This window comes from Sphaerotilus hippei (genome assembly GCF_003201595.1).
GTDB classification, from domain to species: Bacteria; Pseudomonadota; Gammaproteobacteria; order Burkholderiales; family Burkholderiaceae_C; genus Sphaerotilus; species Sphaerotilus hippei.
In genome coordinates, this window is record NZ_QJJS01000025.1 from 1 (window position 1) to 24211 (window position 24211).

The following is a 24211-nucleotide window of genomic DNA, read 5'->3' on the forward strand; positions in this document are numbered from 1 at the left end:
CAAAATGTATCCAGTCCGCTCCCGCGGCCAGTACGTTGCGGACCTCTTCTCCCAGCCGGGCGAAGTCGGCCGACAGGATGCTGGGGGCGATGCGGAAGGTGGGACGAGTCATGGCGCGGATTGTAGGCAAGCGCGGAAGCGGGAACTTTCCGCACTGCAGCATGTTCTGAAATGAGCCTCTATCATGCAACGATGCCAGCGCAACCCTTCATCTGCACCGTCACGCCCCAGTTCCTGCCGGAACAGACCGATCCGGCCCAAGGCATCTATGGGTTCTCGTACACCGTGACGGTCACCAACAGCGGGCAGGTGCCCGCGCAGCTGATCGCCCGCCACTGGATCATCACCGACGCGACCGGCCACACCGAGGAGGTGCGCGGCCTGGGCGTGATCGGCCACCAGCCGCTGCTGCAACCCGGCGAGCGCTTCGAATACACCAGCTGGACCCGCATCGCGACCCCCCGCGGCCGCATGCAGGGCACCTTCTTCTGCATCACGGAGAACGCCGAATGGTTCGAGACCCCCGTCCCAGCCTTCGAGCTGTCCCAAGCCCGAGCCCTTCATTGATCAAGCGACTGTCGACTGCACTGACCCGCTGGCGGACCCGCCGGGACTGGGACCTCACCTCACTGCTCAACGCCGCCAGCACACCGGGCTCCCTGCCCGAGCGCCACCTCTGGCTGATCCGGCTGGCCGAATGGCTGCGCAGCGCCCCGCCCCGCACCGGCCTGGGCAGCACCACCCCCGCCAGCCCCACCGATGAACTGCCGACCGAACCCGGTGTCGGGGCGCTGTCGGCCAACCCGGCCACCCCCTGGCCGGTGCGGCGCCTGCGCCACCTGCTCAACGTGCTGGAGCGCCACCCCGAACATGCCCGGCAGGTCCGCCAGATCCTGCGCTCGGTGCTATCGGACACCAGCCTGAGCGGCCTGCTGGCCGACTTCGGCTTCGCGCCACGCACCGCCTTCGCCAGCGAGCTGGCCGAACGCCTGCGCCTGGCCTGCCTGCCCGGCACGCCCGAGACCGAAGACCTGGGCGAGCTGTTCCAGCTGGTCTTCGACCACCCGGACGACGCGCACTGGCTGGAGGCGGTGGACTCGACCACGCTGCAGCGCCTGGGCGCGCTGCTGGTCGACGAACCGATGGTCGAGCGTTGGCGCCTCGCGCTGTTCGACTCGATCCAGCTGCTGGCCAGCCAGGTGCGCGCCACCGCGATGTCGCCGCAGATGCGCCAGCGCATCGATGCCGACCTGATGGCGCAGCGCCCGTTCTACCAGCTGGCCAGCGCCGCCGAGCAGCTCGAGGAATGCGAGGGCGATGCCGCACGGCTGGCGCAGCAGGTGCAGCACCTGCGCACGCTGCTGCCGCTGTGCCGCCAGGCCGCCGCCAGCGTGCGCCGCCACCTGGAGGCCTACGGCATTTCGGTGGACGTGGTGTTCCAGGCCCGCCAGATGCAGCTGCGCTGCGACCGCATCGATGCGCTGCTGACCTGCCTGGTCTCGACCGAGCCGGCGCGGGACTGGCAAGGGCTGGTCGTGCAGCTGGCCGGCGTGCTGCAGTCGCGCCGCGGCCTGCGCCGCCTGTTCTCGCAGCACTATTCGCTGCTGGCGCGGCTGGTGACCGAGCGCAATGCCGAGACCGGCGAGCACTACATCACCCGCACCGGCGACGAGTACCGCGACATGCTGTGGCGCGCCTGCGGCGGCGGGCTGGTCATCGCCGGCACCACCTTCCTGAAGTTCTTCATCGGCCTGCTGGGCTTCACCACGCTGTGGGCCGGCTTCTGGGCCGGCATCAACTACGCCGGCAGCTTCGTGCTGATCCACCTGCTGCACTGGACGGTGGCGACCAAGCAGCCGGCGATGACCGCGCCGGCCATGGCCGCCAAGCTCGACGGCACGGTGCTGACCGACGAGGCGATCGACGGTTTCGTCGACGAGGTGGCGCACCTGATCCGCTCGCAGATCGCCGGCATCGTCGGCAACCTGATGGTCGTCGTCCCGGTGGTGCTGGCGCTGCAGGCGCTCGCCTGGTGGATGGCGGGCGCCCCGCTGATCAGCGCGACCGAGGCGCACCATGCGCTCGAGAAGCTCACGCTGCCGGGGCCGACGCTGGCCTATGCCGCCTTCACGGGCGTGCTGCTGTTCGCCTCGAGCCTGATCGCCGGCTGGGTCGAGAACTGGTTCGTCTGGCACCGGCTCGACAGCGCGATCGCCTGGAACCCGAGGTTCGTGCGCCTGCTGGGCGCGGGCCGGGCGCAGCGCTGGTCCCGCTGGTGGCGAGACAACATCTCCGGCATCGCCGCCAACGTGTCGCTGGGGCTGATGCTGGGCATGGTGCCGGCGCTGGCCAGCATCCTGGCCCTGCCGGTCGAGGTGCGCCACGTGACGCTGTCGACCGGCCAGATCGCCGCGGCGCTGGGCACGCTCAAGAGCGCGGCGCTGCACGAGCCGCTGTTCTGGTGGAGCATCGCCGCCATCCCCTTCACCGGGGCGCTGAACCTGCTGGTGAGCTTCCTGCTCGCCTTCAAGGTGGCGCTGCGCTCGCGCGGGCTGAAGCTGCGTGAACGGGGTCGCCTGTACGCGGCGCTGCGCGAGCGGCTGCGCGACGATCCGGCCAGCTTCCTGCGCCCGCCGCGCACGGGCCCGGCCGCGCCGGGCCCGCACTGAGCACACCCGCAGCCCGGACCCGGGCGGCTCAGCGACGCGCCGGTGGTGGATCGTCCGGCGTGTCCTCGTCCTCGGGTGGCGCCGCGCGCTCCCCGTGGCGGCGGCCGGAGAACATCGTCCACCAGACGATGGCCACCAGCAGCAGCCCGGCGCCGAGGGCTTCAAGCAGAATCAGCCACATGCCGATGTCGTCCTTGTCTCTTCAGCCTGCCTGCGGCAGGTCGGGTTCACCCGCGCCGATGGGCCGCCGGTGGGCCGCTCCGATTCTATTGAGCCTGCTGGCCGCCTGCGGCACCTCCAGCATGGACACCCGCCAGAACCTGCCGCCGCTGGAACCGGTGCCGGCACCGGCCCCCGAACCGCCGGCCCCGCTGTCCGACGGCGGCGAGGTGCGCCTGACCACCAAGGGCCGCTGGGTGCGCAGCGACTGGACCGCCCTGCCCGGCTGGCAGGCCGACAGCGTGCGCCAGGCTTGGCCGGCGCTGTGGCGCAGCTGCGAGCGGGTGCTGAACACGGGCCTGGCCAACCGCCCCGTCACCACGCCCGCCCGCCCGGCCGCCGTGCCGACGGCCACCACCGCACGCCCGGACCCCGCCGCGCTGCTGAACGGCAACGGCGCCGTGCCGGCCCCGGCGCCCGGCTACGACACCGCCAGCGCCGCGCTGTTCGCCCGCCACTGGAGCCCGACCTGCCGGGCCGTGCGGGCGCTCGGGCCGAACGCGGACGAGAACACCGCGCGGGACTTCCTGACCAGCCGCCTGCAGCCCTGGCGGGTCGAGAGCGCCGAGGGCCGTGCCGACGGCATGATGACCGGCTACTTCGAGCCGCTGGTCGAGGCCAGCCGGGTGCGCTCCGAACGCCACGCCGTGCCGCTGCACGGCGTGCCGGCCGACCTGGCCCTGCGCCAGCCCTGGTACAGCCGCACGCAGATCGACACCCTGCCCGAGGCCCAGGCCGCGCTGGCCGGGCGCGAGATCGCCTGGGTGGCCGATCCGCTCGAGGCGCTGATGCTGCAGATCCAGGGCTCGGGCCGGCTGGTGCTGGCCCCGCAGGGCCCCGCCGGCGAGCGGCGGGTGGTGCGCGTGGCCTTTGCCGCCCACAACGGCCAGCCTTACCAGTCGGTGGGGCGCTGGCTGGTCGACCAGGGCGCGTTCACGCTCGAGCAGGCCAGCTGGCCGGCGATCCGCCAGTGGGCGCGCCAGAACCCGCAGCGGGTGCGCGAGATGCTGCAGGCCAATCCACGTTATGTCTTCTTCCGCGAGGAGGCGCTGCCGGATCCGAACGTGGGGGCACTGGGTGCGCAGGGCGTGCCGCTGACCCCGGGGCGATCCATCGCCGTCGACCGCGACAGCATTCCCTACGGCACCCCCGTCTGGCTGGCCAGCACCGAACCCCAGCCGTGGAGCCTGAACCCGCCCCCCGCACGGCCGATGCAGCGCCTGGTGGTCGCCCAGGACACCGGCAGCGCCATCCTCGGCGCGGTGCGGGCCGACTTCTTCTGGGGCTGGGGCGACGGCATCGAGGACCGCGCCGGACGCACCAAGCAGCCGCTGCGGCTGTGGGTGCTCTGGCCCCGCTGACCCGGTTCGACCGAATGCCCCGGCCATTCACCCACCGTGGGCAGAAGATCGGCGATGTGCTGTGATCGGGCCTGCAGCTCCGGCCACCGGGGCACTTTCCTGTTTTTGACGGACCCCTCATGCACCCATCCACACCCTCGAGCCGGACACGCTCTCCCTCCCTGCGCCGCTGGGCCGCCCTGTCGAGCGGCGCGCTGCTGCTGGGCGCCCACGCCGCCGCCACGGCCCAGGCACCGGCCAGCGAGGGCTGGACCTTCCGCCTCGGCCCCACGCTGGTGGCCGGCCCCACCCACCCGGGCTCCGACCAGTCGAAGCTGCGGCTGCTGCCCAACTTCGAGGCGCGGCGCGGCCTGCTGACGATCGATCCGGTGCTCGGCGTGGGCATCGACTGGCAGGACGGCAGCGGGCTGCGGCTGCGCGGCGGGATCGGGCTGGACTTCAGCGCCCGCCAGGCCGAGGACGACGACCGCCTGCGCGGGCTCGAGGAGCTCAAGGGCACGGCGGCGCTGCGGCTGGGCGCCGAGCAGCGCCTGGGTCCGTGGACGGTGGGCGGGCGGCTGGTCAGCCGGCTGGCGCGCCAGTCGCAGCGCGGCAGCACGCTCGACACCGAGCTGGGCTACTCGCTGTACAGCGGCCCGCAAGGCGCCCTCAGCTCCGGCGTGTCGGTGCGCTGGATGGACGGGCTGTACGCGCGCCATTTTTTCGGCATCGACGCGTCCCAGGCCGCGATCAGCGGCCTGCCGGTCCACGCCGCGCACGGCGGGCTGATGAGCGCCGGCCTCTACGCGCAGGCCTTCGAGCGCCTGGATGCGAACTGGTCGGGCTTCGCGCGCCTGAACCTGCAGCGGCTCCAGGGCGATGCCGCCGACAGCCCGGTCACGCGCCGGCGCCTGCAGACGACCCTGGTGCTCGGCGTCAGCCGGCAGTTCTGAGCCGGCACGGGGGCCGGCCGGCTCAGAGACCGAGCCGGTCGCGCAGGTCGTAGTAGACCGCCCCGAGTGCGGTGAACGGCACCCGCAGCAGCCGCCCGCCCGGGAACGGCAGGTGCGGCAGGCCGGCGAACGCGTCGAAGCGCCCGGCCTGGCCGCGGATCACCTCGCTCAGCACCCGGCCGATCAGGTGGGTGAAGGTCACGCCATGGCCGGAGCAGCCCTGCGAGTAGTAGACGTTGGGCGCCAGCCGTCCCACCTGCGGCAGGCGCGACAGCGTGAGCAGGAAGTTGCCCGTCCAGGCGTAGTCGATGCGCACGCCGCGCAGCTGCGGGAAGGTGCGCTCCAGCTTGGGCCGGATGATGGACTCGATGTGCGCCGGATCACGCGCCCCGTAGATCACGCCGCCGCCGTAGAGCAGCCGCCGGTCGGCCGACAGGCGGAAGTAGTCGAGCAGGAAGTTGCTGTCCTCGACGCAGTGGCCGGTGGGCATCAGCTCGGGAAACCGCTCGCCCAGCGGCTCGGTGGCGATCACCTGGGTGCCGCAGGGCATCGAGCGCCCGCTCAGCTGGGGCTCGAGCCCGCCGAGGTAGGCATTGCCCGCCACGATGACGAAGCGCGCCCGCACCTGCCCCGCCGCGGTGTGCACCACCGCGGGGTCGCCGCGCTCGATGCGCACCACCGGCGAGGCCTCGTGGATCACGCCGCCGAGCGACTCGAAGGCCATCGCCTCGCCCTGGGCCAGGCGCAGCGGGTGCACATGGCCCGCGCTGCGGTCCAGCAGCGAGGCCTTGTAGCGGCCCGAGCCGATGTGGCGCGCCGTCTGGGCGGCGTCGAGCAGCTCCAGCTCGCGGTGGCCGTGACGCTGCCAGAGCGCCTGGTGGTGCTCGAGCTGGCGCACCTGACGCTCGTTCAGCGCGGCGAACATGCTCCCGGGCCGGAAATGGCAGTCGATGCCGTAGCGCTCGATGCGCTCGCGGATGATGGCCGCGCCCTCGAAGGCCATGCTGCCCAGGCTGCGCGCCACCGCCGCGCCATGGCGGGCCTCGATGACGTCCAGGTCACGCGAGTAGCTGTGCACCAGCTGGCCGCCATTGCGCCCGGACGCGCCCCAGCCGACCTGCGAGGCCTCCAGCAGCACCACCTTGAAGCCCGCCTCGGCCAGGTGCAGCGCCGACGACAGGCCGGTGTAGCCCCCGCCGACGATGCAGACATCGGCCTGGACCGCGCCGGCCAGCGCCGGGCGCGCGGGCTGGGGCAGGCCGGAGGCCGCGTAGTAGGACGGGGCGTGGGGTGCGGTGACTGCGATGGTGGTCATGCCGGAAGGAGGAAGTGGGGGAACACGGACTCAGCAAGGGTAGTGCCTGCAGCGGGCGGCTGCTGCCGGTCATGACCCCAGGTCACGACCGTCTTGATCGGGATCAGGCAGACAGGGGCGTGTCGGCTTGTCACAATGCCGCTCCTGTTTTCATCCATCGGAATGCTGCACATGATCACCCGCCCCGCCCTGAGCCACGATGACATCCAGACGATCCTGGCGGCGTCGATCGCCGAAGCCCGCGCCAACCAGTGGGCCGTCACCATCGCCGTCGTCGACGACGGCGGCCACCTGCTGGGCCTGACCCGCCTGGATGGCGCCGCGCCGCTGTCCTCGCACATCGCCCCGTCCAAGGCCCGCACGGCCGCGCTCGGCCGCCGCGAGACCAAGGCCTACGAGGACATGATCAACCAGGGCCGCTACTCCTTCCTGAGCGCCCCGCTGGTCGACGGCCTGCTCGAGGGCGGCGTGCCGGTGGTCGTCGACGGCCACACCATCGGTGCCGTCGGCGTCAGCGGCGTGACCTCGGCGCAGGATGCGCAGGTCGCCAAGGCCGGCATCGCCGCGCTGCTGGGCTGATCACACGCCCGCGTCCGTCCGGCCCCGCCACACCGAGCCGCCGCCCGTCGGGCTGGCGGCTTTTTCATGGCCGCCCCGCCAGCAGACGACTCAGAGGCTGGTGATCATGCCGCCGTCGACCCGCACCACCGAGCCGGTGACGTAGGACGCGCGGGCGCTGGCCAGGAAGGTGACGACGTCGCCGTACTCCTGCGGCTCGCCGATCCGGCCGGCGGGGATGCTGGCCACGCTCTCGGCCGTGACGTCCTCGACCGCACGGCCGGTGCGGGCCGCCTTCTGCGTGTCGAGGAACTGCAGCCGCTCGGTGGCGATGCGTCCGGGCACGACGATGTTGGCGGTGATGCCCTCGGCGGCGACCTCGCGGGCCAGCGTCTTGGACCAGGCCACCAGCGTCGAGCGCAGCGCGTTCGACAGGCCGAGGTTGGCGATCGGCGCGACCACGCCCGACGAGGTGCTGGTCAGGATGCGGCCGAAGCGGCGCTGGCGCATGCCGGGCAGCACCCGGTCGGTGATGGCGATGACCGACATCACCATCGCCTGGAACTGCTGAGCCCAGAGCTCGGGCGCCTGGCCGGCGGCGGTCGTCGGTGGCGGTCCGCCGGTGTTGTTGACGAGGATGTCGACCGGGCCGAGCGCCTGCTCGATCGCCGTGACGCGCGCCTCGATGACCGACAGGTCGCCCAGGTCCCAGGGCAGCACCAGCAGCCGGGCGCCGGGCACCTCGGCCTCGATCGCCGCACGGGTCTGATCCAGCTTGGCGGGGGTGCGCCCGGCCAGCGCGACCTGCGCACCTTCGAGGGCCAGCGAGCGGGCGATCGCCGCCCCCAGGCCGCTGCCCGCGCCGAGCACCAGGGCCGTGCGGCCCGTCAGTCCGAGATCCATGTTCTTGCCCTCGAGGATGGAAAGGAGCGGGATCGTAGCCGGGCGGGCGGCCCCTGCACGGCGCAGGGTGGCCCGCCGCCGGACTCAGGGCAGCAGCTTGCCGGGGTTCATCAGGTTCAGCGGATCGAGCGCCACCTTGATCGCCGCCATCAGGCGCTGCTCGACCGGGTCGCGGTAACGGGCCGCCTCGTCGCGGCGCAGCACGCCCAGCCCGTGTTCGGCCGAGATCGAGCCGCCGTGGGCGATCACCGCGTCGTGCACCAGCTGGTTGACCGGCCCCTCCAGCGCGAGGAAGGCCGCGACCTGATCCGGCGTGCGGGGCCCGGGGGCCGGCGAGACGTTGTAGTGCAGGTTGCCGTCGCCGAGGTGGCCGAACACGACCAGCCGCACCTGCGGGAAATGCGTGGCCATGGCCGCGTCGGCGTGCGCGATGAAGTCCGGCACCCGCGACAGCGGCAGCGAGAGGTCGTGCTTGATGGTCTTGCCTTCGGCGCCCTGGGACTCGGAGATGTGCTCGCGCAGGCCCCACAGGGCCTCGAACTGCGCCAGCGAGCTCGACAGCGCCGCGTCCTGCACCAGATCGGCCTCCATCGCCGCCTCCAGCAGCGCCTCGAGCCCGGCGCGTGCGCTCGACTCGCTCTCGCCGTCGGACACCTCCAGCAGCACGTACCAGGGCGACGGGGCCTGCAGCGGCAGGCGGGCCGTCGGCACATGGCGCAGCACCAGGCCGAGGCAGGTGTGGCTCATCAGCTCGAAGGCGGTCAGGCGCGCGGCCAGCCGGTCCTGCGCGCGCTGCAGCAGCTGCAGCGCCACGGCCGGATCGGGCACGGCCACCAGCGCCACCGCCTGCCCGGCGGGCAGCGGGAACAGCTTCAGCACCGCCGCGGTGATCACGCCCAGCGTGCCTTCGGAGCCGATGTAGAGGTCGCGCAGGTCGTAGCCGGTGTTGTCCTTGCGCAGCCCGCGCAGGCCGCGCCAGCGCTCGCCCTGGGCGGTCACCACCTCGAGGCCGAGGCAGAGCTCGCGCGCGTTGCCGTAGCGCAGCACCTGCACGCCGCCGGCGTTGGTCGCCAGGTTGCCGCCGATGGTGCAGCTGCCCTCGGCCGCCAGGCTGAGCGGGAACAGCCGCCCCGCCGCCCGGGCGGCCTCCTGGACCTGCGCCAGCGTGCAGCCGGCCTCGACCTCGATCGTGGCGTTGGCCAGGTCCAGGCCGCGCACCCGGTTCAGGCGGGACAGCGACAGCAGCAGCGCGCGGCCCGACCGGTCAGGCACCGAGCCGCCGGACAGGCCGGTGTTGCCCCCCTGCGGCACGATCGGCACGCGGTGCTCATGGCACCAGCGCACGACGGCCGCCACGTCCTCGGCGCGGTCGGGCTGGGCCACGGCCAGCGCCTGGCCGGTCCACAGGCCGCGCCAGTCGGTCAGGAACGCCGCGGTGTCGGCGGCATCGGTCAGCAGGCGACCACGGAAGGCGGAGCGCAGGGACTCCAGGGCAGGAACGGGCGGCGTCATGGTCGCCCATGATGCCTTGCCGGTCACCCCGGGGTCGGCGCCCCGCCGGCGGCCGCCAGGTCAGCGGCCGCCGTGGCGGGGACCGCCACCCCCGCCCCCGCCACCCCCCGGACCACCGATGAAGGGCGGCAGCACGCAGCAGGCCCCGAGCGTGAACACCACCATCAGCATCGCGCCCCAGCGCATCCATCGTTTCATGTCGATCTCCGTTGAGCGGGACACACGGACCGTGTCCCCGTCGACCTCAACGGACGGCGCCGCCGCGCGGACATTGCTCGCAGGTAAAGCCCGGCCCTTCAGCGCCGGACGCGCCATTCGGTGGGGGTCATGCCGAAGGCCTGGCGGAACACGCGGGAGAAGTGCGCCGCCTGGTTGAAGCCGCACTGGAACGCGATCTCGCTGATCGAGCGATGGGCGTGCGCGGGGTCGGCCAGCTGCTCGCGGCAGCACTGCAGCCGGCGCCGCCGGATCGTGGCGGCCACGGTCGCGGGCTCGGTCTCGAACAGCCGGTGGATGTGCGAGGGCGACAGGCGCGTGAACGAGGCGATGTGCTCCACGTCCAGGGCCGGGTCCCCCAGGTGCGCCTCGATCACCGCATGGATGCGCGCCAGGTGATAGGCCGACAGGCGGTTGCGGCCACGGCGACGTTCGGGCTCGGACGCTGGCGGCAGATGCGGCACGACCAGGGCCGCCAGGGTGTGCAGCAGCGCATGGCGCACATGGCCGCTGACCTGCGGATCCGGCGTCTCGACATCACCGGACCGGGCAGGAGTCGCCGCGATCACGCCGTCGGCCAGCTGGGTGAGCAAGCGGCCCGGCAGGCCGCTCCCGCTCATGACCTGAGCAAAAGGCAGCTCCGTCCGGCCGAGCAGGCCCCGCAGTTCGGCCGCGGGCACCCTCAGCACGGTGTGCTCGAACGAGGCCTGGAAATCGAGCCCGCAGGGCCGGGCACTCGAGATCAGCGTGAAGTCGCCGGGATGCAGGCAGGCGGTGCGGCCCGCCTGGCTGACCTGGCTGATGCCCTCACGCTGGATGTTGAAGAGGATGGTTTCGCACGAACCTTCGTCGGCCATCGACTGGGTCCGCCGGACGCTCTGGGCGCCCGATCGCACGCGACAGACATCGAGATCCTGGAGCGGAGCGCGTTCGATGGAGCCGTTGAACTCCCCGAGGGACCCGACCGTGTCCACCTGGACGCGGAGCAGCTGGGCACACACCTGATCGGCCCAGAACGCCAATCGCCGTCCGCTGGGCACCTCGTCCGTCGAGACCCGCACGGCAGCGGTCACCGGCTCGACGGGCGTCCCTTGGCTGGATGGCTGATGCAATTCGTCGTCCCTCTGCTGACCGGCCGGGGCCTTTCATGGCGGGAAAAGTTCCCTTCATGACCCGGTTGCGGCGCGGATGCGAGTATCGGGCAAGCTGGAGGCGAGCCCTGGACAAGCCGGATGCAAAAGGTCCGGCGATGATCAGATGATCACGCTGTCAACACGTTGCTGGACCGGCACGGCAGCGAGGCCAGGTGTGCTCCCCGGACACCACACCCCCTCGCCGTCGTGCCCCTGCCAGCCCCGGCGGATCCGCCAGGCACTAGGATGCGGCGCCACCACGCTGCCCGCCCTGCCCGCATGTTCACCATCCTGACCCTCACCATCCCCGTCTACCTGCTCATCGGGGCGGGGTTCCTGTCGGTGCGAGGCGGCCTGTTCGTGGCCTCGGACATGCGGGTGCTGGGCAAGTTCGTGGTGAATTTCTGCCTGCCCGGCCTGCTGTTCAACGCGCTGGCCTCGCGCCGGCTCGACGAGGTCTTCAACGCGCGCTACCTGGGCGCCTACGCGCTGGGTTCGCTGCTGGTGCTGGGCCTCGGCCTGTGGATCGCGCACCGCGTGCGCCGACTGCCGATGGACGTGGCCACGCTGCACGGGCTGGGCATGTCGGCCTCGAACTCGGGCTTCTTCGGTTACGCGATCGCCGCCCCGCTGGTCGGCGCCCCCGCGGCCGTGGGCCTGGCGCTGACGATGATGGTCGAGAACCTGCTGATGCTGCCCCTGGTGCTGGCGCTGGCCGATGCCGGAGCCAGCGGGCGGCGCGGCAGCCAGAGCTTCGTGCCGGCCTTCAGGATCGCGCTGCGCAACCTGGGGCGCAACCCGATGATCCTCGCCATCCTGGCCGGGCTGCTGTTCGCGCTGCTCGAGATCGAGCTGCCGGCGCCGGTGGCGCGCACCGTGCAGCTGGTGGCCACGGCCGCCAGCCCGGTGGCGCTGTTCGTCATCGGCGGCACGCTGGCGGGCTTCGGCGTGCGCGGCATGCTGCGCGACGTCTCGGTGGTCAGCACCGGCAAGCTGCTGCTGCATCCGCTGGCGGTGGGCACGCTGCTGTGGGCCTTCGGGCCGATCGACCCGGCGCTGCGCGAGACCGGCATCCTGCTGGCCAGCGTGCCGATGCTGAGCATCTACCCGGTGATCGCCCAGCGCTACGAGCAGGAAGGTTTCTGCGCCGCCGCGCTGCTGGTCACCACGGTGGCCTCGTTCTTCACCATCAACGCGGTGCTGTGGCTGCTGCGGCACGTGCCGCAGCTGACCGGCTGAACGCCGCCGCGGCTCAGGGCCGGCCGCCGCGGCGCGACTGCCACAGCGGCTTCTTGCCCTTGAGGTGGCGCTCGATGCCGGCGTTGAGCCGGTTGCGCAGGTCGAGCACGTCCTCGAGGTGGCCGTAGACGCCCGGGAAACGCAGGTCCAGCCACAGCCACAGCGTGCAGGCGCGCAGCGCCTGCTCCATGCGGTCCAGGCGGCTGCGCTCGTCGACCTCGTCGAGGAACCAGGGCTCGCCGGCGGTGCCGTTGTGCGCATGGCTGGCGGCCCAGCCGAGGAAGGCCTGCACCAGCTGCTCGGTGCGCAGGTCCACCGGCGCCTGGGCGTAGGTGAAGCGCTCCTTCAGGCTCAGCGGCGCGGCCACCCGGTCGAGCTCCTCGGCCAGCTCCAGCATCTGCTGCAGCTGGGCGACCTGGAAGTGGGCGTTGTCGAGCTCGAGCTGCTCCATGAACACGTGCAGCACCTCGTGCAGCCGGTTCTTGCCCAGGCGCGAGGCGATGGTGTGGATGTGCCAGCCGTTGGGCGCCACCGGGGCCTTGAAGTTGCGCGGCGCGCGCGGCTGGCGCGGCAGCAGCTCCTTGAGCACCCGGCCGGCGCCCGACTCGGCTTCCTTGAGCACCCCCGTCCAGCCCTCCTCGTGCATGCCGAAACGCCCGGCCCGCCCGGCGATCTGGTGCACCTCCGACTCGGTCAGCTCCCGGTCGGCCACGCCGTCGTACTTGCTCATGGTCGAGAACATGACCCGGCGGATCGGCAGGTTCAGGCCCATGCCGATGGCGTCGGTGGCCACCAGGATGTCGGACTCGCCGGACGCGAAACGCTCGGCCTCGCGGCGTCGCACCTCCGGCGGCAGCGCGCCGTAGACCACCGACACGGTGTGGCCGTGCTGGGAGATCTGGTCACGCAGCATCAGCACGTCGCGGCGGCTGAAGGCCACGACCGCGTCCCCCTTGACCAGCGCGTCGATGGACACCGGCGCGCGCAGCAGCTGCACATGCTGCTTGCGCTCGAAGTGGCGGATCTGCACCGACTCGCCGCACAGGCCCAGCAGGTTCTCGAGCGCCGGCACCGCGTAGGCCGAGCAGATGATGATGACCTCGCGCGCCGGCACGGCCACGACCGCCTGGGTCCAGGCCCAGCCGCGCCAGTCGTCGAAGATCATCTGGGCTTCGTCGATCACCGCGACGTCGATGAGCTCGCGGGTGCCGACCATCTCGATGGTGCTGGAGACGACCCGGGCGCCGTCGGCGGGCACGCTTTCTTCACCGGTCAGCAGCGAGCACGGCACGCCGCGCGCGACCAGCCGGTCGCGACCCTCGAGCGCCAGCAGGCGCAGCGGGGCGAGGTAGGCGCCCTTGTCGGCCAGCGCCAGCCGCTCGAAGGCAGCGTGGGTCTTGCCGCTGTTGGGCGGGCCGACGTAGAGCGTGACCTGGCGGCCCAGCTGGCGGGCCGGCTCGAAGGTGTCCGGATAACCCTGGAACGCGAGCTCGCGGGTCAGGCCGGCGAGCGTCTGCAGTTCGTAGACATGGTGTTCCCAGCGGTCCTGGGCGCGGGTGCAGGCAGCCTTCAGGCTGGCGATCGGCTGCGGCAGCGCACATTCGGACTGCAGCCGCGGCAGCAGCGAATCGAGGTGGCGGTCATCGCACATCTCGCTGCGCTCGACCAGCGAGTTCAGGTGGGCCAGCAGCTCGTCGGCGTGCGGGTAGGCCGGCACCGGACCGAGCGAGGCCAGCAGCACCCGCTCGTCGGCATGGCGGAAATAGCTCCAGACCAGCTCGGCATCGACCGGCGCCTGGAAGGCCACCGTCACCGACCAGCCCAGCTGCGCCAGCGCCAGCGGCCGGCGCACCAGCCGCTCCCAGCGGCCCTGCAGGTTGCGGCTGACCCCCTGGGCCTCGAGCCACGCGGTGCGTTCGTTGAGCTGGGCGCGGCTGTCGCGGCTGACCGGACAGGCGTCGAGGTGGCGCAGCGCGGCATCGAACAGGTCCGGCGCGATCCAGCGGCTCGGGCGCTGGCCCGGCACCGATTTCTGCAGCAGCACCAGGCCCTGTTCATCGAGCCAGCCCTCGGCATCGGGGTGGTCGGGCGGGCACAGGTCCGCCGGCTTGACCACCTGCGGCAGCACGTAGGCGGCCTGGCGCACCCGTTCGAGCTGCTCCGCAGCCAGGTGGGCCGGCACACGCGCCGCGTGGGCCGCACGCGGCAGCCGGGGGGTGCGCGGCGTGGCAGGTTTCGGGGCGGGGGCCGGCGCGGCGGTCGGAGCAACAGGGGAAGAATCGTGCATGTCGGGCAGGCCGCAGGGGCCTGCAGTGGAAAAGTTCGTACAGCATGCACTGTAACGTGAGCAGCCACCGACCTGCGGCCCGCGTGCCGGGTCCGGATGCGGCAGCCGATCACGCCCGGTGCGCATGATTCATGCAGCGAGGCCCTCCGAGCTGACGTTCTCCCTGTTGCAGTGCATCATGGAGCCTTCAGTGGCCTGACCCCGGCCTCGGCCCCCATCCGGTCCGTCCGGGGGCGCACCATCACGGGCCCATCGGCCCGGGCGGGTGCGCAGACCCTCCACGCCATACCCTGGCCTTCCTGGTGCTGCCCCTCATGTCCGCGACATCGACCCTTCCCCCGGCCCCGCGTCACACCCTGTTCGAGGATGCGCAGGCGCTCTTCGCCGGCACGCTCTTCGTGTCGCTGGCGCTGATCCTGTTCAAGCAGGTCGGCATGATGACCGGCGGCACGGCCGGGGCGGCCTTCCTGGTGCACTACGCCAGCGGGCTGGACTACGGCCAGGTGCTGTTCGCCATCAACCTGCCCTTCTACTGGTTCGCCTGGAAACGCATGGGCGGCGAGTTCACGCTCAAGACCTTCGGGGCGATCACGATGCTGTCGTTCATGACCAGCTGGTCGCCCACGCTGTTCGCGATCGAGCGGCTGCACCCGGCCTACGCCGCCATCCTGGGCGGGCTGCTGCTGGGCACGGGCTGCCTGTTCCTGGCGCGCCACCGCGCCAGCCTGGGCGGGGCCACCATCATCTCGCTGTACCTGCAGCAGGTGCACGGCCTGCGCGCGGGCAAGGTGCAGATGGGGCTCGACAGCATCATCCTGCTGGCCGCCTTCCTGGTCATCCCCGCCGAACGGGTCATGTACTCGCTGCTCGCCGCCGCGGTGATGAGCCTGTTCCTGGCGATCAACCACAAGCCGGGCCGCTACACGGTGCACTGAACGCGGCGCGCGTCGTGCCGGTCCGGGCGCTTGCCCGTGAACGATGCCCTTTGCCCGCAGGATTGCCCCGGAAACCATCCGGATTTCCCCTGATGAATGGCATGGCCCCTGCATACACTGAGCCGGTCTCTTGATGCACCGGAGCCGGAAATGCGCGCTGTCTGCCTGTCCGCACTGCTGATGTGCAGCGCCCCCGCCTGGTGTGTCGACATCGTCGAGGTGCTGGTCAGCTCGAATGAACGGCGGCTGTCGACCCTGGTCGATGCCCCCGCCGACAGCGCCCGCGCCGCGGTCGTGCGCGCCACCTGGGAGCGCCTGCGCCCGATGGTGCCGATGGCGCTGCCCACGCTGCGGGTGGTGACCGGCCCGCTGCAGGCCGAAGCGGTGATGGGCACGCTGGTCGTGGCCAGCGAGGCCCTCGCCGACCTGAGCGAAGGCGAACGGGTGCTGATGCTGGCCCATGAGCTGGGCCACGTCTCGCTGCACCACTGGGGTGAGCAGCGCACGCTCTACCAGCGTTTCATTCCCGGCGAGGTGCGCCCGGACACCACCGATCCGGTGGCCGGTGCGCTCGGCGCCGAGGCCCACACCCAGTCCTACCGCCACGAATTCGAGGCCGATGCCTTCGGCTACACGATCGCCCGCCGCATGGGCTACGGCACGGACACCGCGCTCGCGCTGATGGGCCGCCAGGCCGTGCCCATCGACACCGCGACCCACCCGGGCGCCCGGCGCCGCATGATGCAGTTCCGTGAGCTGGAAACCCGGCTGCAGCAGCCGTCCCGCCAGGCGGCCGCCACCGCCGACTGAAGCGGCGCCCCCACACACGCACCGGCACCGGCGCTTTGTGGGAAGCTTGCGGTCGCCATGTCGACCCCAGCGCCCTCCTCCCCCTCCGGCCCGCCGAGCGCGGCCCTGCAACTGCCGGTCACCGGCATGACCTGCGCCTCCTGCGTGCGCCGGGTCGAGAAGAGCCTGAAGGCCGTGCCGGGCGTGCAGCAGGCCAGCGTCAACCTCGCCACCGAGTCGGCGACGGTCCGGGGCGACACGTCGCTCGACCTGTCGGCGCTGACCGCCGCGGTGCGCCGGGCCGGCTTCGACGTGGCCACGGCCGACACCACGCTGCAGGTGACGGGCATGACCTGCGCCTCCTGCGTCGGGCGGGTCGAGAAGGCGCTGCTCAAGGTGCCGGGCGTGCTGGCGGCCAGCGTCAACCTGGCCACCGAACGGGCGACGGTGCAGGCCCTCGGCACGGTGCCGGTGGCCACGCTGGTGGCCGCCATCGAGCGCGCCGGCTACCAGGCCGAGGACCTGGCCGCGGCGGCAGGCGCCCCCGCACCCACCCGGCGCCGCCTGCCCGAGTGGTGGCCGGTCGGTCTGGCCGCGCTGCTGACGCTGCCGCTGGTCGCGCCGATGCTGCTGATGCCCTTCGGCCTGCACCTGATGCCCTCGCCCTGGCTGCAGCTGCTGCTGGCCACCCCGGTGCAGTTCGGCCTGGGCTGGCGCTTCTACCGCGGCGGCTGGCACGCGCTGCGGGCCGGCGGCGGCAACATGGACACCCTGGTCGCGCTGGGCACCTCCGCCGCCTACGGCCTGTCGCTGTACCTGATGCTCGAGCACGGCTCGCACGCCGGGGCGCCCCACCTCTACTTCGAGGCCAGCGCCGCCGTCATCACGCTGGTGATGCTGGGCAAGTGGCTGGAGAGCCGTGCCAAGCGCCAGACCACCGACGCGATCCGGGCCCTCAATGCGCTGCGCCCGGCGCTGGCCCGGGTGCTGCGCGACGGCATCGAGCAGGAGCTGCCGGTCGACCGGGTCCGGGTGGGCGACCAGGTCAGCGTGCGGCCGGGCGAGCGGGTGCCGGTGGACGGCGTGGTCAGTGCCGGGCGCAGCCATGTCGATGAATCGATGATCACCGGCGAGAGCCTGCCCGTGGCCAAGTCGGTCGGCGACCGGGTGACCGGCGGCGCGATCAATGCCGAAGGGGCGCTGACCCTGACCACCGCGGCAGTGGGCGCCGAGACCACGCTGGCGCGCATCATCCGGCTGGTCGAGTCGGCCCAGGCCGGCAAGGCGCCGATCCAGCGCCTGGTCGACCAGGTCGCGGCGGTCTTCGTGCCGGTGGTGCTGGTCATCGCGGTGCTGACCGTGGCGGGCTGGATGCTGCAGGGCGCCGGCTGGGAGACCGCGCTGGTGCATGCCGTGGCGGTGCTGGTGATCGCCTGTCCCTGCGCGCTGGGACTGGCCACGCCCACGGCCATCATGGTCGGCACCGGCGCGGCCGCACGTCACGGCATCCTGATCAAGGACGCCCAGGCGCTGGAGCTGGCCCACCGCGTGGACACCATCGTCTTCGACAAGACCGGCACGCTGACCGAAGGCCGGCCCACCGTGGTCGCGCTGCTGCCCGCCCCCGGGCACACGGATCACGAGGTGCTGGCGCTGGCCGCAGCGCTGCAGCGCGACAGCACCCACCCGCTGGCCCACGCCGTGATGCAGCGTGCCCGCGACCAGGGCCTCGACCTGCCGCAGGCGCTCGAGGCCCGCGCGCTGGCCGGACGCGGCCTGCAGGCCCGGGTCGGCGAGCAGATGCTGCTGTTCGGCAGCAGCCGCCTGCTGCAGGAGCAGGGCCTGTCGCCCGGGACGCTGGCCCCGGCCGCCACGACCCTGGAGGACGAAGGACGCACGCTGTCCTGGCTGATGCGGGCGGCCCCCGAAAGCGGCGCCGGGGCCGAGCTGCTCGGCCTGCTGGCCTTCGGCGATGCGCTCAAGCCCTCGGCGCTGGTCGCGGTGGCCCGGCTGCATGCGCGCGGCCATCGCACCGTGATGCTCACCGGCGACAACGCCGGCAGCGCCCGGGCCGTGGGCGCAGCGCTGGGCCTGAGCGAAGTGCGCGCCCAGGTGCTGCCCGCCGACAAGGCCCGCATCGTCGCCGAGCTGCGGGCCGCCGGGCGGGTGGTCGCGATGGTCGGGGACGGCATCAACGACGCCCCCGCGCTGGCCGCCGCCGACGTGGGCATCGCGATGTCCACCGGCACCGACGTGGCGATGGAGACGGCCGGCATCACGCTGATGCGGGGCGACCCGGGGCTGGTGGCCGATGCGCTGGACGTGTCGCGGCGCACCGTCGCCAAGATCCGCCAGAACCTGTTCTGGGCCTTCGCCTACAACGTGATCGGCATCCCGCTGGCCGCGCTGGGCGGGCTCAGCCCGGTGATCGCCGGGGCGGCGATGGCCTTCAGCAGCGTCAGCGTGGTCGGCAACGCGCTGCTGCTGCGGCGCTGGAAACCGGGCCACCCCTCCGGGCGCTGACGGACCGCGATGCACCGATGGCCCTGCTGCCGGCACGCCCGGAAGATGCTGCGACCATCGGTGCTCCGCGCCATGAACGGATCCGGACCATGACTGGACGCCTTGACGACACCGAACGGCCCGCCCTGCTGGCCAGCCTGCCCGACTGGGCCTGCGACCCCGCCGGCACGGCGCTCACGCGCGAGTTCCGCTTCGCCGACTTCCAGGCCGCCTTCGGCTTCATGACCCGGGTCGCGCTGTGGGCCGAGCGGCACGACCACCATCCGCAGTGGAGCAACGTCTACCAGCGGGTCACGGTGACCTGGAGCAGCCACGACGTGCAGGGCCTGTCGATGCGTGACATCGACGCGGCCCGGCACTGCGACCTGCTGTGGGCCGCGCAGGGCTTCAGACCACCGTCAGCGTGACGTCGATGTTGCCGCGCGTGGCGTTCGAGTACGGGCAGACCTGGTGGGCGGCCGCCACCAGCGCCTCGGCGGCGCTGCGCTCGAAGCCCGGCACCGTGATCGCCAGCGCGACCTGGATGCTGAAGCCGCCGGGGATCGGACCGATCCCCACGTCGGCGCTGATGGACACGTCGTCCGGCAGCTTGATCTTCTGGCCCGCGGCCACGGCCTTCATCGCGCCGATGAAGCAGGCCGAATAACCGGCCGCGAACAGCTGTTCCGGGTTGGTGCCCGCGCCGCCGGCGCCGCCCAGCTCCTTCGGGGTGGAGAGGGTCACCTCCAGCGCGCCGTCGGACGAACGCGAGGTGCCGGTGCGCCCGCCGGTGGAGGTGGCGTGGGCGGTGTAGAGAACCTTTTCGAGTGCCATGGTGCAGTCCTTCTTCAAGCGTCGGGAGGGAGGGAAAGGTGCCGGCCGGCTTCAGGCGGCCAGGCGCAGTCGCCCGCGCAGCGCCTGCAGGCGCTGCGTGAGCTCGGAGATCTCGTCGAGCGGACAGGCCGCCGCACAGGCGACCTGGAGCGGAATCGCCTCGGCACGCGAGCGCAGGGCCCGGCCGGCGACGGTCAGCCGCAGCCGCACCCGCCGCTCGTCGGCCGCATCACGCTGCCGCTCGAGCCAGCCGGCCGCCTCGAGCCGCTTGAGCAGCGGGGTCAGCGTGCCGGAGTCGAGCATGACCCGCTCGCCCAGCGCCGACACCGTCACGTCGTCGGCCTCCCACAGCGCCAGCATCACCAGGTACTGCGGATAGGTCAGGCCGAGCGGATCGAGCAGCGGCTTGTAGACCCGGGTCATCGACAGCGAGGCGGAATACAGCGCGAAGCAGAGCTGGCGGTCCAGCTCGAGCCAGCGGGCGGCGTCGGTGGCGGGGGTCGGTGCGGTGGCCATGCGCAATGATTGCTCACGACTAGATTGCACACGATCAATATGGTCTTGCGAGGGTCTTGCGACACCTCCCGCCCGCGCCGCCGGCGCCCGGCCTCACAGGGCGTCGAGCGGGATCTTCAGGTAGCGCACGCCGTTGTCCTCTGGCTCGGGCAGCCGGCCGGCGCGCATGTTGACCTGCACCGACGCCAGCAGCAGCGCCGGCATCTGCAGCGTCGCATCACGCGCCTGGCGCATCGCCACGAAGCGCTGCTCGTCGATGCCCTCGTGCGCCTGCACATTGCCGGCGCGCTGCTCGGCCACGGTGCTGCTGGCCTGCGGCGCCCGATCGCCGGGCGGGTAGTCGTGGCACAGGTAGAGCCGGGTGGCCGGCGGCAGCGCCAGCAGCCGGCGGATCGAGCGGTACAGCGTGCGGGCATCGCCGCCGGGAAAGTCGCAGCGGGCCGTGCCGTGGTCGGGCATGAAGAGCGTGTCGCCGATGAAGGCCACCGTCGTGTCGCCCGCCTCGACCACATAGGTCAGGCAGGCCGGCGTGTGGCCGGGCGTGTGCATCACGCGCACCGGCAGGCCGCCGATGCGGAAGGTGTCACCCTCGGCGAACAGGCGATCGAACTGGCTGCCGTCGCGAGCGAAGTCCGCCCCGGCGTTGAACAGTGCGCCGAAGGTCTGCTGCACCGTGGTGATCATCGCGCCGATGGCCAGCCGTCCGCCCAGCGCCTGCTGCAGCCGGGGCGCGGCCGACAGGTGGTCGGCATGCACATGGGTCTCGAGCAGCCACTGCACCTGCGCGCCCAGCTCGTGCACCCGCTCGATCAGCCGGTCGGCACTGCGGGTGGATGTCCGTCCGGAGCGGGGATCGAAGTCGAGCACGCCGTCGACCAGCGCGCACTGCCGCGTCGCGCGGTCGAGCACCAGGTGGCTCCAGGTGAAGGTGGCCGGGTCGAAGAACGACTCGACCTGCAGACGCGAGGCGAGGGTCACGGCAGGCCCCTTCAGTCGAAGCGCAGCGGCGCGGGCTGCACCACGGCGCCCCCCGCGGCGGTCCAGGTGTCGATGCCGCCAGCGATCGACCACACGTCCAGGTAGCCCATGTCCTGCATCGTGCAGGCGCCCAGCGCGGCGCGGCCACCGCTCTTGCAATAGATCAGCACCTTCAGGTCACGCCGCTGCAACGCCTCGGCCGCCGACAGGCGGAACTCCAGCAGGCCACGCGGCACGTTGATCGCCCCTGGCAGGTGCCCGACCGCGTATTCGTCGGGCTCGCGCACGTCGAGCACCAGATCGACGGCCGGCAGAGCGGCCTGAGCCTGGGCAGGGTCGAGCTCGCGGATGCGAGCCCGGGCGGCGACGACCAGATCGTGAGCGGTTTTCATCAGGGCAATCTCCAGGGCCAGGTTCAGGACATCGACGGGACGACGCGGCGATCAGCCACGGCGCAGCACGAGGCCGCTCTTCAGGGCCAGGTCACCGACACCACCCCCGTTGTGCACATTGCGGTAGCCCAGGCGCTGCAGCACGCCCAGCGCCAGGCCCGAGCGCATGCCCGAGGCACAGCAGAGCACGACCGGGGTGTCCCGATCGGCAACGGCAGCGGTGATCTCGCGCTCGAGCCGGTCGAGCGGCAGGTTGAAGGCTCCGTCGAGGTGGCCACCGGCGAACTCGCCCGGGGAGCGCACGTCGATGACCAAGGCATGCAGCGGTGCGCTCATTTCAGCACCGCGCCGGTCGAGTCCCGCACCGACACCACGACGGGAAACCCGGCGGCCACGCTCTGCGTGACGGTGCAGTAGGCCTCGAAGCTGGCCAGCACCCGGTCGAGGTGCTGCAGCGAGGCGGCCGGCACGCCCAGCGTCAGCACGGCCTGCATGCCCAGCACGCGCATGCGGGCGTCGGCGTTGCGGCCGACCTCGGCGCTCACCTCGCAGCTGACGGGCTCGGGCTGCTGGCGGAACTTGCGCAGCGCGAACAGCAGCGAATCGCTCAGGCAGTTGCCCACCGCCGCGGCCAGCAGCTGCACCGGCGACGGGCCGGCGCCCTGCCCCAGCGGCGCGGGCTCGTCGGTGCGCAGGGACGGCACGGGCGCCTCGAAGCGCACGTCGAACTGGTAGTCCTGCACCTGCTGCAGGTGCACGGTCACGCGGGAATCGCTCATGGGAATCCGGCCTTCGGAGTGGTCGACCGGCCCATTGTCACGGCACCGGACCCGGGAGGCCTCGATCCCGATCAATACCCCGGCAGGTTTCCGGGGGCAAACGCCCCGCCGGGGCGCCCGGTCGGCTCAATAGGTCCGGTAGGGCAGGAACTTGCCCGACATGGTGATGTGGACACGGTCGCCCTTGGGATCGGCCTCGCGGGTCAGGTCCATGCGGAAGTCGATCGCGCTCATGATGCCGTCGCCGAACTCCTCGTGGATCAGCGCCTTGAAGGTCGTGCCGTAGACGCTGACCAGCTCGTGGAAGCGGTAGATCAGCGGGTCGGTGGGCACGGTGGTCGGCAGCGACCCCTTGTAGGGCACGACCTGCAGCCACTTCACCGCCTCGTCGGGCAGCTCGAACAGCTCGCCGAGCAGCACGGCCTGCTCGGGCGAGAAGGTCATCTGGCCCAGGCAGCCGGCGGTGACCCACTCCTTGCTCAGGCCGAGCCTGGCGGCCACGTCCTCCCAGCGCAGGCCCTTCTTCACCTTGGCCTCGATGATCATTTCGGTGACGTCATTGCGGTTCATGGTCGCTCCTTGAAAGAATCGGTCGCCGGCTCAGCGCGTGGCGCGCCAGGCCGGCCTCGTCGTGCGCACCGGTTTTTTCCAGCAGGCGCGCCCTGCAGGTGCTCACCGTGTTCGAAGACAGTGCCAGCTGGCGGGCGATCTGCTCCACCGTGCGGCCGCTGGCGAGCAGCAGCAGGATCTGGTGCTCCCGGGGCGACCAGGGCTGGGCGCCGGCAGGCTCGCCCTGCGGGCTCATCGCCCGAGCCAGGGCGTCGGCCACCGCAGGCGTGAGGTGGGGCAGGCCGGCGGCCAGCGCCCGGATGGCCTGCAGCAGCTCGCTCGCCCCGGTGCTCTTGTGCAGGTAACCCGAGGCGCCCTGCTGCATGCAGCGCACCGCGTACAGGCGCTCCGGGTAGGTCGACAGCATCAGCACCGGCACCCGCGGACAGAGGGTGCGCAGCGCCGTCAGCGTCTCCAGCCCGTCACGGCCGGCCAGCGCGAGATCGAGCAGCAGCACGTCGGGCATCAGCCGCTGCGCCAGGCTCAGGCAGTCGGCGCTGCTGCCGGCCTCGTCGATGACCATCACGTCCGGCGCCGCGCCCAGGGTCTGCCGCAGACCCTGGCGCACGATGAAGTGATCGTCGCAGACCAGCACCCGGATGGCTCTCATGCGGCGGCCCCGGCACGCAGCCCCCGGACGGGGTGGAGAGACTGGAAGTTCGGATCGCCATTCATGCACCATGCGAGTGCAAGGCGCATGCCACTTGGCGTGGTTCAGGCCGGCATCGGGTAACGATTCGTGAGTGCCGGGCCGATGTGCCCCCCCCGTTCAGCCGGCCGGGCCGTGGCGCCCGGCGCGCCCGGCCTGCAGGTGGCCGAGCGGCCAGGCGGCGCCGGCCTTGACCTCGCCCAGCGAGAAGCTGGTGTGCAGGTCCTTCACGTTAGGCAGGCTGAACAGGTGAGCCCGCGCCCAGAGCGCATAACTGTCGAGATCGGTGCTCACCACATGCAGCTCGAAGGTGCCGGTGCCGCTGATGAAGTGGCAGGCCACCACCTCGGGCAGCGCCAGGATGGCCTGCTCCAGCTCGCGGGTCGCGCTGGCGTTGTTGCGCTCGGCATCGACGCGCACGAAGGCCAGCACGCCCAGGCCGATCTTGCGCCGGTCGATGTCGGCACGGTAACCGGTGATGATGCCCTGCTCCTCGAGCCAGCGCACCCGTCGCCAGGTCGGCGCGGTGGACAGGCCGATGCGGTGGGCCAGCTCGGCATTGGTCAGCCGCGCGTCCCGCTGCAGCTCGGCCAGGATGGCCAGGTCGTAGCGGTCCAGGCCGGTCTTTTCGCTGCCGCGCTCCTTCTCGCCGGTCGGTGCCCCGGCATCCGGCGAGCGCTTCGTCTCACCACGGGTTTTCCCTGAATCCGCATTTTCTGGCAATTTCATCTCCCGAATGACGTTGATTCGTCTTGTTTGTTGCGCCGAGTATCGTCATATCGACAAACAAAGAAAACCCTTCTCCGGAGCGAATTCCTACACTGGATCCCGCCACGAGCCCTTCGGGACCCGTCCGGCCGGCCACCGCCGGCCCGGCCGCCGCC

General features: G+C 72.0%; 26 protein-coding genes and 1 pseudogene. 10 read left to right on the forward strand and 17 right to left on the reverse strand.

All coding sequences use genetic code 11. The annotated features are described in order from the left end of the window. A pseudogene (locus tag C7444_RS18545) lies at positions 1-112 on the reverse strand (ribulose-phosphate 3-epimerase); the annotation flags it as partial. Between the two features lie 80 nt (positions 113-192). Here C7444_RS18545 and apaG point away from each other — a divergent pair. Together apaG and C7444_RS18555 are read left to right on the forward strand one after the other, a co-directional pair. Then, a complete protein-coding gene (gene apaG / locus C7444_RS18550; RefSeq protein WP_110402351.1) occupies positions 193-567 on the forward strand; it encodes a Co2+/Mg2+ efflux protein ApaG in 375 nt (124 codons plus the stop codon). Continuing rightward, positions 564-2669 carry a site-specific recombinase gene (locus C7444_RS18555; protein ID WP_245909637.1) on the forward strand — a complete coding sequence of 702 codons (2106 nt, stop codon included), beginning with the start codon at positions 564-566 and terminating at the stop codon, positions 2667-2669. Before apaG ends, C7444_RS18555 begins: the two co-directional genes overlap by 4 nt. A 28-nt stretch (positions 2670-2697) precedes the next feature. On the opposite strand, the gene C7444_RS20340 is transcribed toward C7444_RS18555, so the two are convergent. Next, positions 2698-2850, reverse strand: a complete 153-nt coding sequence (locus tag C7444_RS20340; protein ID WP_170130806.1) for a hypothetical protein — start codon at positions 2848-2850, stop codon at positions 2698-2700. Positions 2851-2938: 88 nt separating this feature from the next. On the opposite strand from C7444_RS20340, the gene mltA reads away from it, so the two are divergent. Further along, positions 2939-4249 (forward strand): murein transglycosylase A, encoded by a 1311-nt coding sequence (gene mltA, locus C7444_RS18560; protein WP_245909638.1) that lies wholly within the window; start codon positions 2939-2941, stop codon positions 4247-4249. 119 nt (positions 4250-4368) lie between these two features. Continuing rightward, entirely contained in the window at positions 4369-5181 is an 813-nt protein-coding gene (locus tag C7444_RS18565; RefSeq protein ID WP_110402353.1) for a MipA/OmpV family protein, read from the forward strand. Between the two features lie 22 nt (positions 5182-5203). Here C7444_RS18565 and C7444_RS18570 read toward each other — a convergent pair whose 3' ends face one another. Then, positions 5204-6496: an NAD(P)/FAD-dependent oxidoreductase gene (locus tag C7444_RS18570; RefSeq protein ID WP_110402354.1), complete on the reverse strand. Its 1293-nt coding sequence runs from the start codon at positions 6494-6496 to the stop codon at positions 5204-5206. Positions 6497-6667: 171 nt separating this feature from the next. Between C7444_RS18570 and C7444_RS18575 the strand changes: the two genes are divergently transcribed. Continuing rightward, positions 6668-7075: a GlcG/HbpS family heme-binding protein gene (locus tag C7444_RS18575; RefSeq protein WP_110402388.1), complete on the forward strand. Its 408-nt coding sequence runs from the start codon at positions 6668-6670 to the stop codon at positions 7073-7075. Positions 7076-7165: 90 nt separating this feature from the next. Here the strand turns inward: C7444_RS18575 and C7444_RS18580 are convergent, their stop codons facing one another. From C7444_RS18580 to C7444_RS18595, 4 genes are all read right to left on the reverse strand, one after another. Continuing rightward, entirely contained in the window at positions 7166-7957 is a 792-nt protein-coding gene (locus C7444_RS18580; RefSeq protein WP_110402355.1) for an SDR family oxidoreductase, read from the reverse strand. Positions 7958-8041: 84 nt separating this feature from the next. Then, positions 8042-9469, reverse strand: coding sequence for an FAD-binding oxidoreductase (locus tag C7444_RS18585; protein WP_110402356.1), 1428 nt, complete (start codon positions 9467-9469; stop codon positions 8042-8044). A 60-nt stretch (positions 9470-9529) separates the two neighbouring features. Next, complete coding sequence (locus C7444_RS20345; protein ID WP_170130807.1) at positions 9530-9667, reverse strand: hypothetical protein; 138 nt, start codon at positions 9665-9667, stop codon at positions 9530-9532. Between the two features lie 98 nt (positions 9668-9765). Next, positions 9766-10758 carry an AraC-like ligand-binding domain-containing protein gene (locus C7444_RS18595; RefSeq protein ID WP_170130808.1) on the reverse strand — a complete coding sequence of 331 codons (993 nt, stop codon included), beginning with the start codon at positions 10756-10758 and terminating at the stop codon, positions 9766-9768. Between the two features lie 339 nt (positions 10759-11097). On the opposite strand from C7444_RS18595, the gene C7444_RS18600 reads away from it, so the two are divergent. Further along, positions 11098-12057 carry an AEC family transporter gene (locus C7444_RS18600; protein WP_110402359.1) on the forward strand — a complete coding sequence of 320 codons (960 nt, stop codon included), beginning with the start codon at positions 11098-11100 and terminating at the stop codon, positions 12055-12057. A 13-nt stretch (positions 12058-12070) separates the two neighbouring features. On the opposite strand, the gene C7444_RS18605 is transcribed toward C7444_RS18600, so the two are convergent. After that, positions 12071-14344: a helicase-related protein gene (locus C7444_RS18605; RefSeq protein WP_110402360.1), complete on the reverse strand. Its 2274-nt coding sequence runs from the start codon at positions 14342-14344 to the stop codon at positions 12071-12073. A gap of 314 nt (positions 14345-14658) precedes the next feature. Between C7444_RS18605 and C7444_RS18610 the strand changes: the two genes are divergently transcribed. From C7444_RS18610 to C7444_RS18625, 4 genes are all read left to right on the forward strand, one after another. Then, entirely contained in the window at positions 14659-15279 is a 621-nt protein-coding gene (locus C7444_RS18610; protein WP_110402389.1) for a YitT family protein, read from the forward strand. A 150-nt stretch (positions 15280-15429) separates the two neighbouring features. Then, positions 15430-16089, forward strand: a complete 660-nt coding sequence (locus tag C7444_RS18615) for a M48 family metalloprotease (RefSeq protein WP_110402361.1) — start codon at positions 15430-15432, stop codon at positions 16087-16089. Between the two features lie 57 nt (positions 16090-16146). Then, positions 16147-18591: a heavy metal translocating P-type ATPase gene (locus tag C7444_RS18620; RefSeq protein ID WP_110402362.1), complete on the forward strand. Its 2445-nt coding sequence runs from the start codon at positions 16147-16149 to the stop codon at positions 18589-18591. An 89-nt stretch (positions 18592-18680) separates the two neighbouring features. Then, positions 18681-18998, forward strand: a complete 318-nt coding sequence (locus tag C7444_RS18625) for a 4a-hydroxytetrahydrobiopterin dehydratase (RefSeq protein WP_110402390.1) — start codon at positions 18681-18683, stop codon at positions 18996-18998. Here C7444_RS18625 and C7444_RS18630 read toward each other — a convergent pair. The 9 genes from C7444_RS18630 to C7444_RS18670 all read right to left on the reverse strand — a co-directional run bounded on the left by C7444_RS18630 (position 18979) and on the right by C7444_RS18670 (position 24056). Continuing rightward, positions 18979-19404, reverse strand: a complete 426-nt coding sequence (locus C7444_RS18630; RefSeq protein WP_110402391.1) for an organic hydroperoxide resistance protein — start codon at positions 19402-19404, stop codon at positions 18979-18981. The two genes, C7444_RS18625 and C7444_RS18630, sit on opposite strands and share 20 nt — an antisense overlap. 51 nt (positions 19405-19455) lie before the next feature. After that, the gene (locus C7444_RS18635) at positions 19456-19920 is read right to left on the reverse strand and encodes a MarR family winged helix-turn-helix transcriptional regulator (RefSeq protein WP_110402363.1); all 465 of its coding nucleotides are present in this window, start codon (positions 19918-19920) and stop codon (positions 19456-19458) included. A gap of 93 nt (positions 19921-20013) precedes the next feature. Continuing rightward, entirely contained in the window at positions 20014-20898 is an 885-nt protein-coding gene (locus C7444_RS18640) for an MBL fold metallo-hydrolase (protein WP_110402364.1), read from the reverse strand. 11 nt (positions 20899-20909) lie between these two features. Further along, entirely contained in the window at positions 20910-21290 is a 381-nt protein-coding gene (locus C7444_RS18645) for a rhodanese-like domain-containing protein (protein ID WP_110402365.1), read from the reverse strand. A 51-nt stretch (positions 21291-21341) separates the two neighbouring features. Beyond that, on the reverse strand, positions 21342-21626 hold the full coding sequence (locus C7444_RS18650; protein WP_110402366.1) for a rhodanese-like domain-containing protein: 285 nt from the start codon (positions 21624-21626) through the stop codon (positions 21342-21344). Then, a complete protein-coding gene (locus C7444_RS18655; protein ID WP_110402367.1) occupies positions 21623-22069 on the reverse strand; it encodes an OsmC family protein in 447 nt (148 codons plus the stop codon). Before C7444_RS18655 ends, C7444_RS18650 begins: the two co-directional genes overlap by 4 nt. Positions 22070-22195: 126 nt before the next feature. Continuing rightward, complete coding sequence (gene cynS / locus C7444_RS18660; protein ID WP_110402368.1) at positions 22196-22639, reverse strand: cyanase; 444 nt, start codon at positions 22637-22639, stop codon at positions 22196-22198. Further along, complete coding sequence (locus tag C7444_RS18665; protein WP_110402369.1) at positions 22626-23288, reverse strand: response regulator; 663 nt, start codon at positions 23286-23288, stop codon at positions 22626-22628. Before C7444_RS18665 ends, cynS begins: the two co-directional genes overlap by 14 nt. A 159-nt stretch (positions 23289-23447) precedes the next feature. Then, positions 23448-24056, reverse strand: coding sequence for an Lrp/AsnC family transcriptional regulator (locus tag C7444_RS18670; protein ID WP_110402370.1), 609 nt, complete (start codon positions 24054-24056; stop codon positions 23448-23450). Between the last annotated feature and the right edge of the window lie 155 nt (positions 24057-24211).

Bases quoted from the DNA above. Each gene is read 5' to 3' on its own strand.
- apaG (WP_110402351.1), top strand. From the start codon at position 193: ATGCCAGCGCAACCCTTCATCTGCACCGTCACGCCCCAGTTCCTGCCG.
- C7444_RS20340 (WP_170130806.1), bottom strand. From the start codon at position 2,850: ATGTGGCTGATTCTGCTTGAAGCCCTCGGCGCCGGGCTGCTGCTGGTG.
- C7444_RS18565 (WP_110402353.1), top strand. From the start codon at position 4,369: ATGCACCCATCCACACCCTCGAGCCGGACACGCTCTCCCTCCCTGCGC.
- C7444_RS18570 (WP_110402354.1), bottom strand. From the start codon at position 6,496: ATGACCACCATCGCAGTCACCGCACCCCACGCCCCGTCCTACTACGCG.
- C7444_RS18575 (WP_110402388.1), top strand. From the start codon at position 6,668: ATGATCACCCGCCCCGCCCTGAGCCACGATGACATCCAGACGATCCTG.
- C7444_RS18580 (WP_110402355.1), bottom strand. From the start codon at position 7,957: ATGGATCTCGGACTGACGGGCCGCACGGCCCTGGTGCTCGGCGCGGGC.
- C7444_RS18585 (WP_110402356.1), bottom strand. From the start codon at position 9,469: ATGACGCCGCCCGTTCCTGCCCTGGAGTCCCTGCGCTCCGCCTTCCGT.
- C7444_RS20345 (WP_170130807.1), bottom strand. From the start codon at position 9,667: ATGAAACGATGGATGCGCTGGGGCGCGATGCTGATGGTGGTGTTCACG.
- C7444_RS18600 (WP_110402359.1), top strand. From the start codon at position 11,098: ATGTTCACCATCCTGACCCTCACCATCCCCGTCTACCTGCTCATCGGG.
- C7444_RS18605 (WP_110402360.1), bottom strand. From the start codon at position 14,344: ATGCACGATTCTTCCCCTGTTGCTCCGACCGCCGCGCCGGCCCCCGCC.
- C7444_RS18610 (WP_110402389.1), top strand. From the start codon at position 14,659: ATGTCCGCGACATCGACCCTTCCCCCGGCCCCGCGTCACACCCTGTTC.
- C7444_RS18615 (WP_110402361.1), top strand. From the start codon at position 15,430: ATGCGCGCTGTCTGCCTGTCCGCACTGCTGATGTGCAGCGCCCCCGCC.
- C7444_RS18620 (WP_110402362.1), top strand. From the start codon at position 16,147: ATGTCGACCCCAGCGCCCTCCTCCCCCTCCGGCCCGCCGAGCGCGGCC.
- C7444_RS18625 (WP_110402390.1), top strand. From the start codon at position 18,681: ATGACTGGACGCCTTGACGACACCGAACGGCCCGCCCTGCTGGCCAGC.
- C7444_RS18630 (WP_110402391.1), bottom strand. From the start codon at position 19,404: ATGGCACTCGAAAAGGTTCTCTACACCGCCCACGCCACCTCCACCGGC.
- C7444_RS18635 (WP_110402363.1), bottom strand. From the start codon at position 19,920: ATGGCCACCGCACCGACCCCCGCCACCGACGCCGCCCGCTGGCTCGAG.
- C7444_RS18645 (WP_110402365.1), bottom strand. From the start codon at position 21,290: ATGAAAACCGCTCACGATCTGGTCGTCGCCGCCCGGGCTCGCATCCGC.
- C7444_RS18650 (WP_110402366.1), bottom strand. From the start codon at position 21,626: ATGAGCGCACCGCTGCATGCCTTGGTCATCGACGTGCGCTCCCCGGGC.
- C7444_RS18655 (WP_110402367.1), bottom strand. From the start codon at position 22,069: ATGAGCGATTCCCGCGTGACCGTGCACCTGCAGCAGGTGCAGGACTAC.
- cynS (WP_110402368.1), bottom strand. From the start codon at position 22,639: ATGAACCGCAATGACGTCACCGAAATGATCATCGAGGCCAAGGTGAAG.
- C7444_RS18665 (WP_110402369.1), bottom strand. From the start codon at position 23,288: ATGAGAGCCATCCGGGTGCTGGTCTGCGACGATCACTTCATCGTGCGC.
- C7444_RS18670 (WP_110402370.1), bottom strand. From the start codon at position 24,056: ATGAAATTGCCAGAAAATGCGGATTCAGGGAAAACCCGTGGTGAGACG.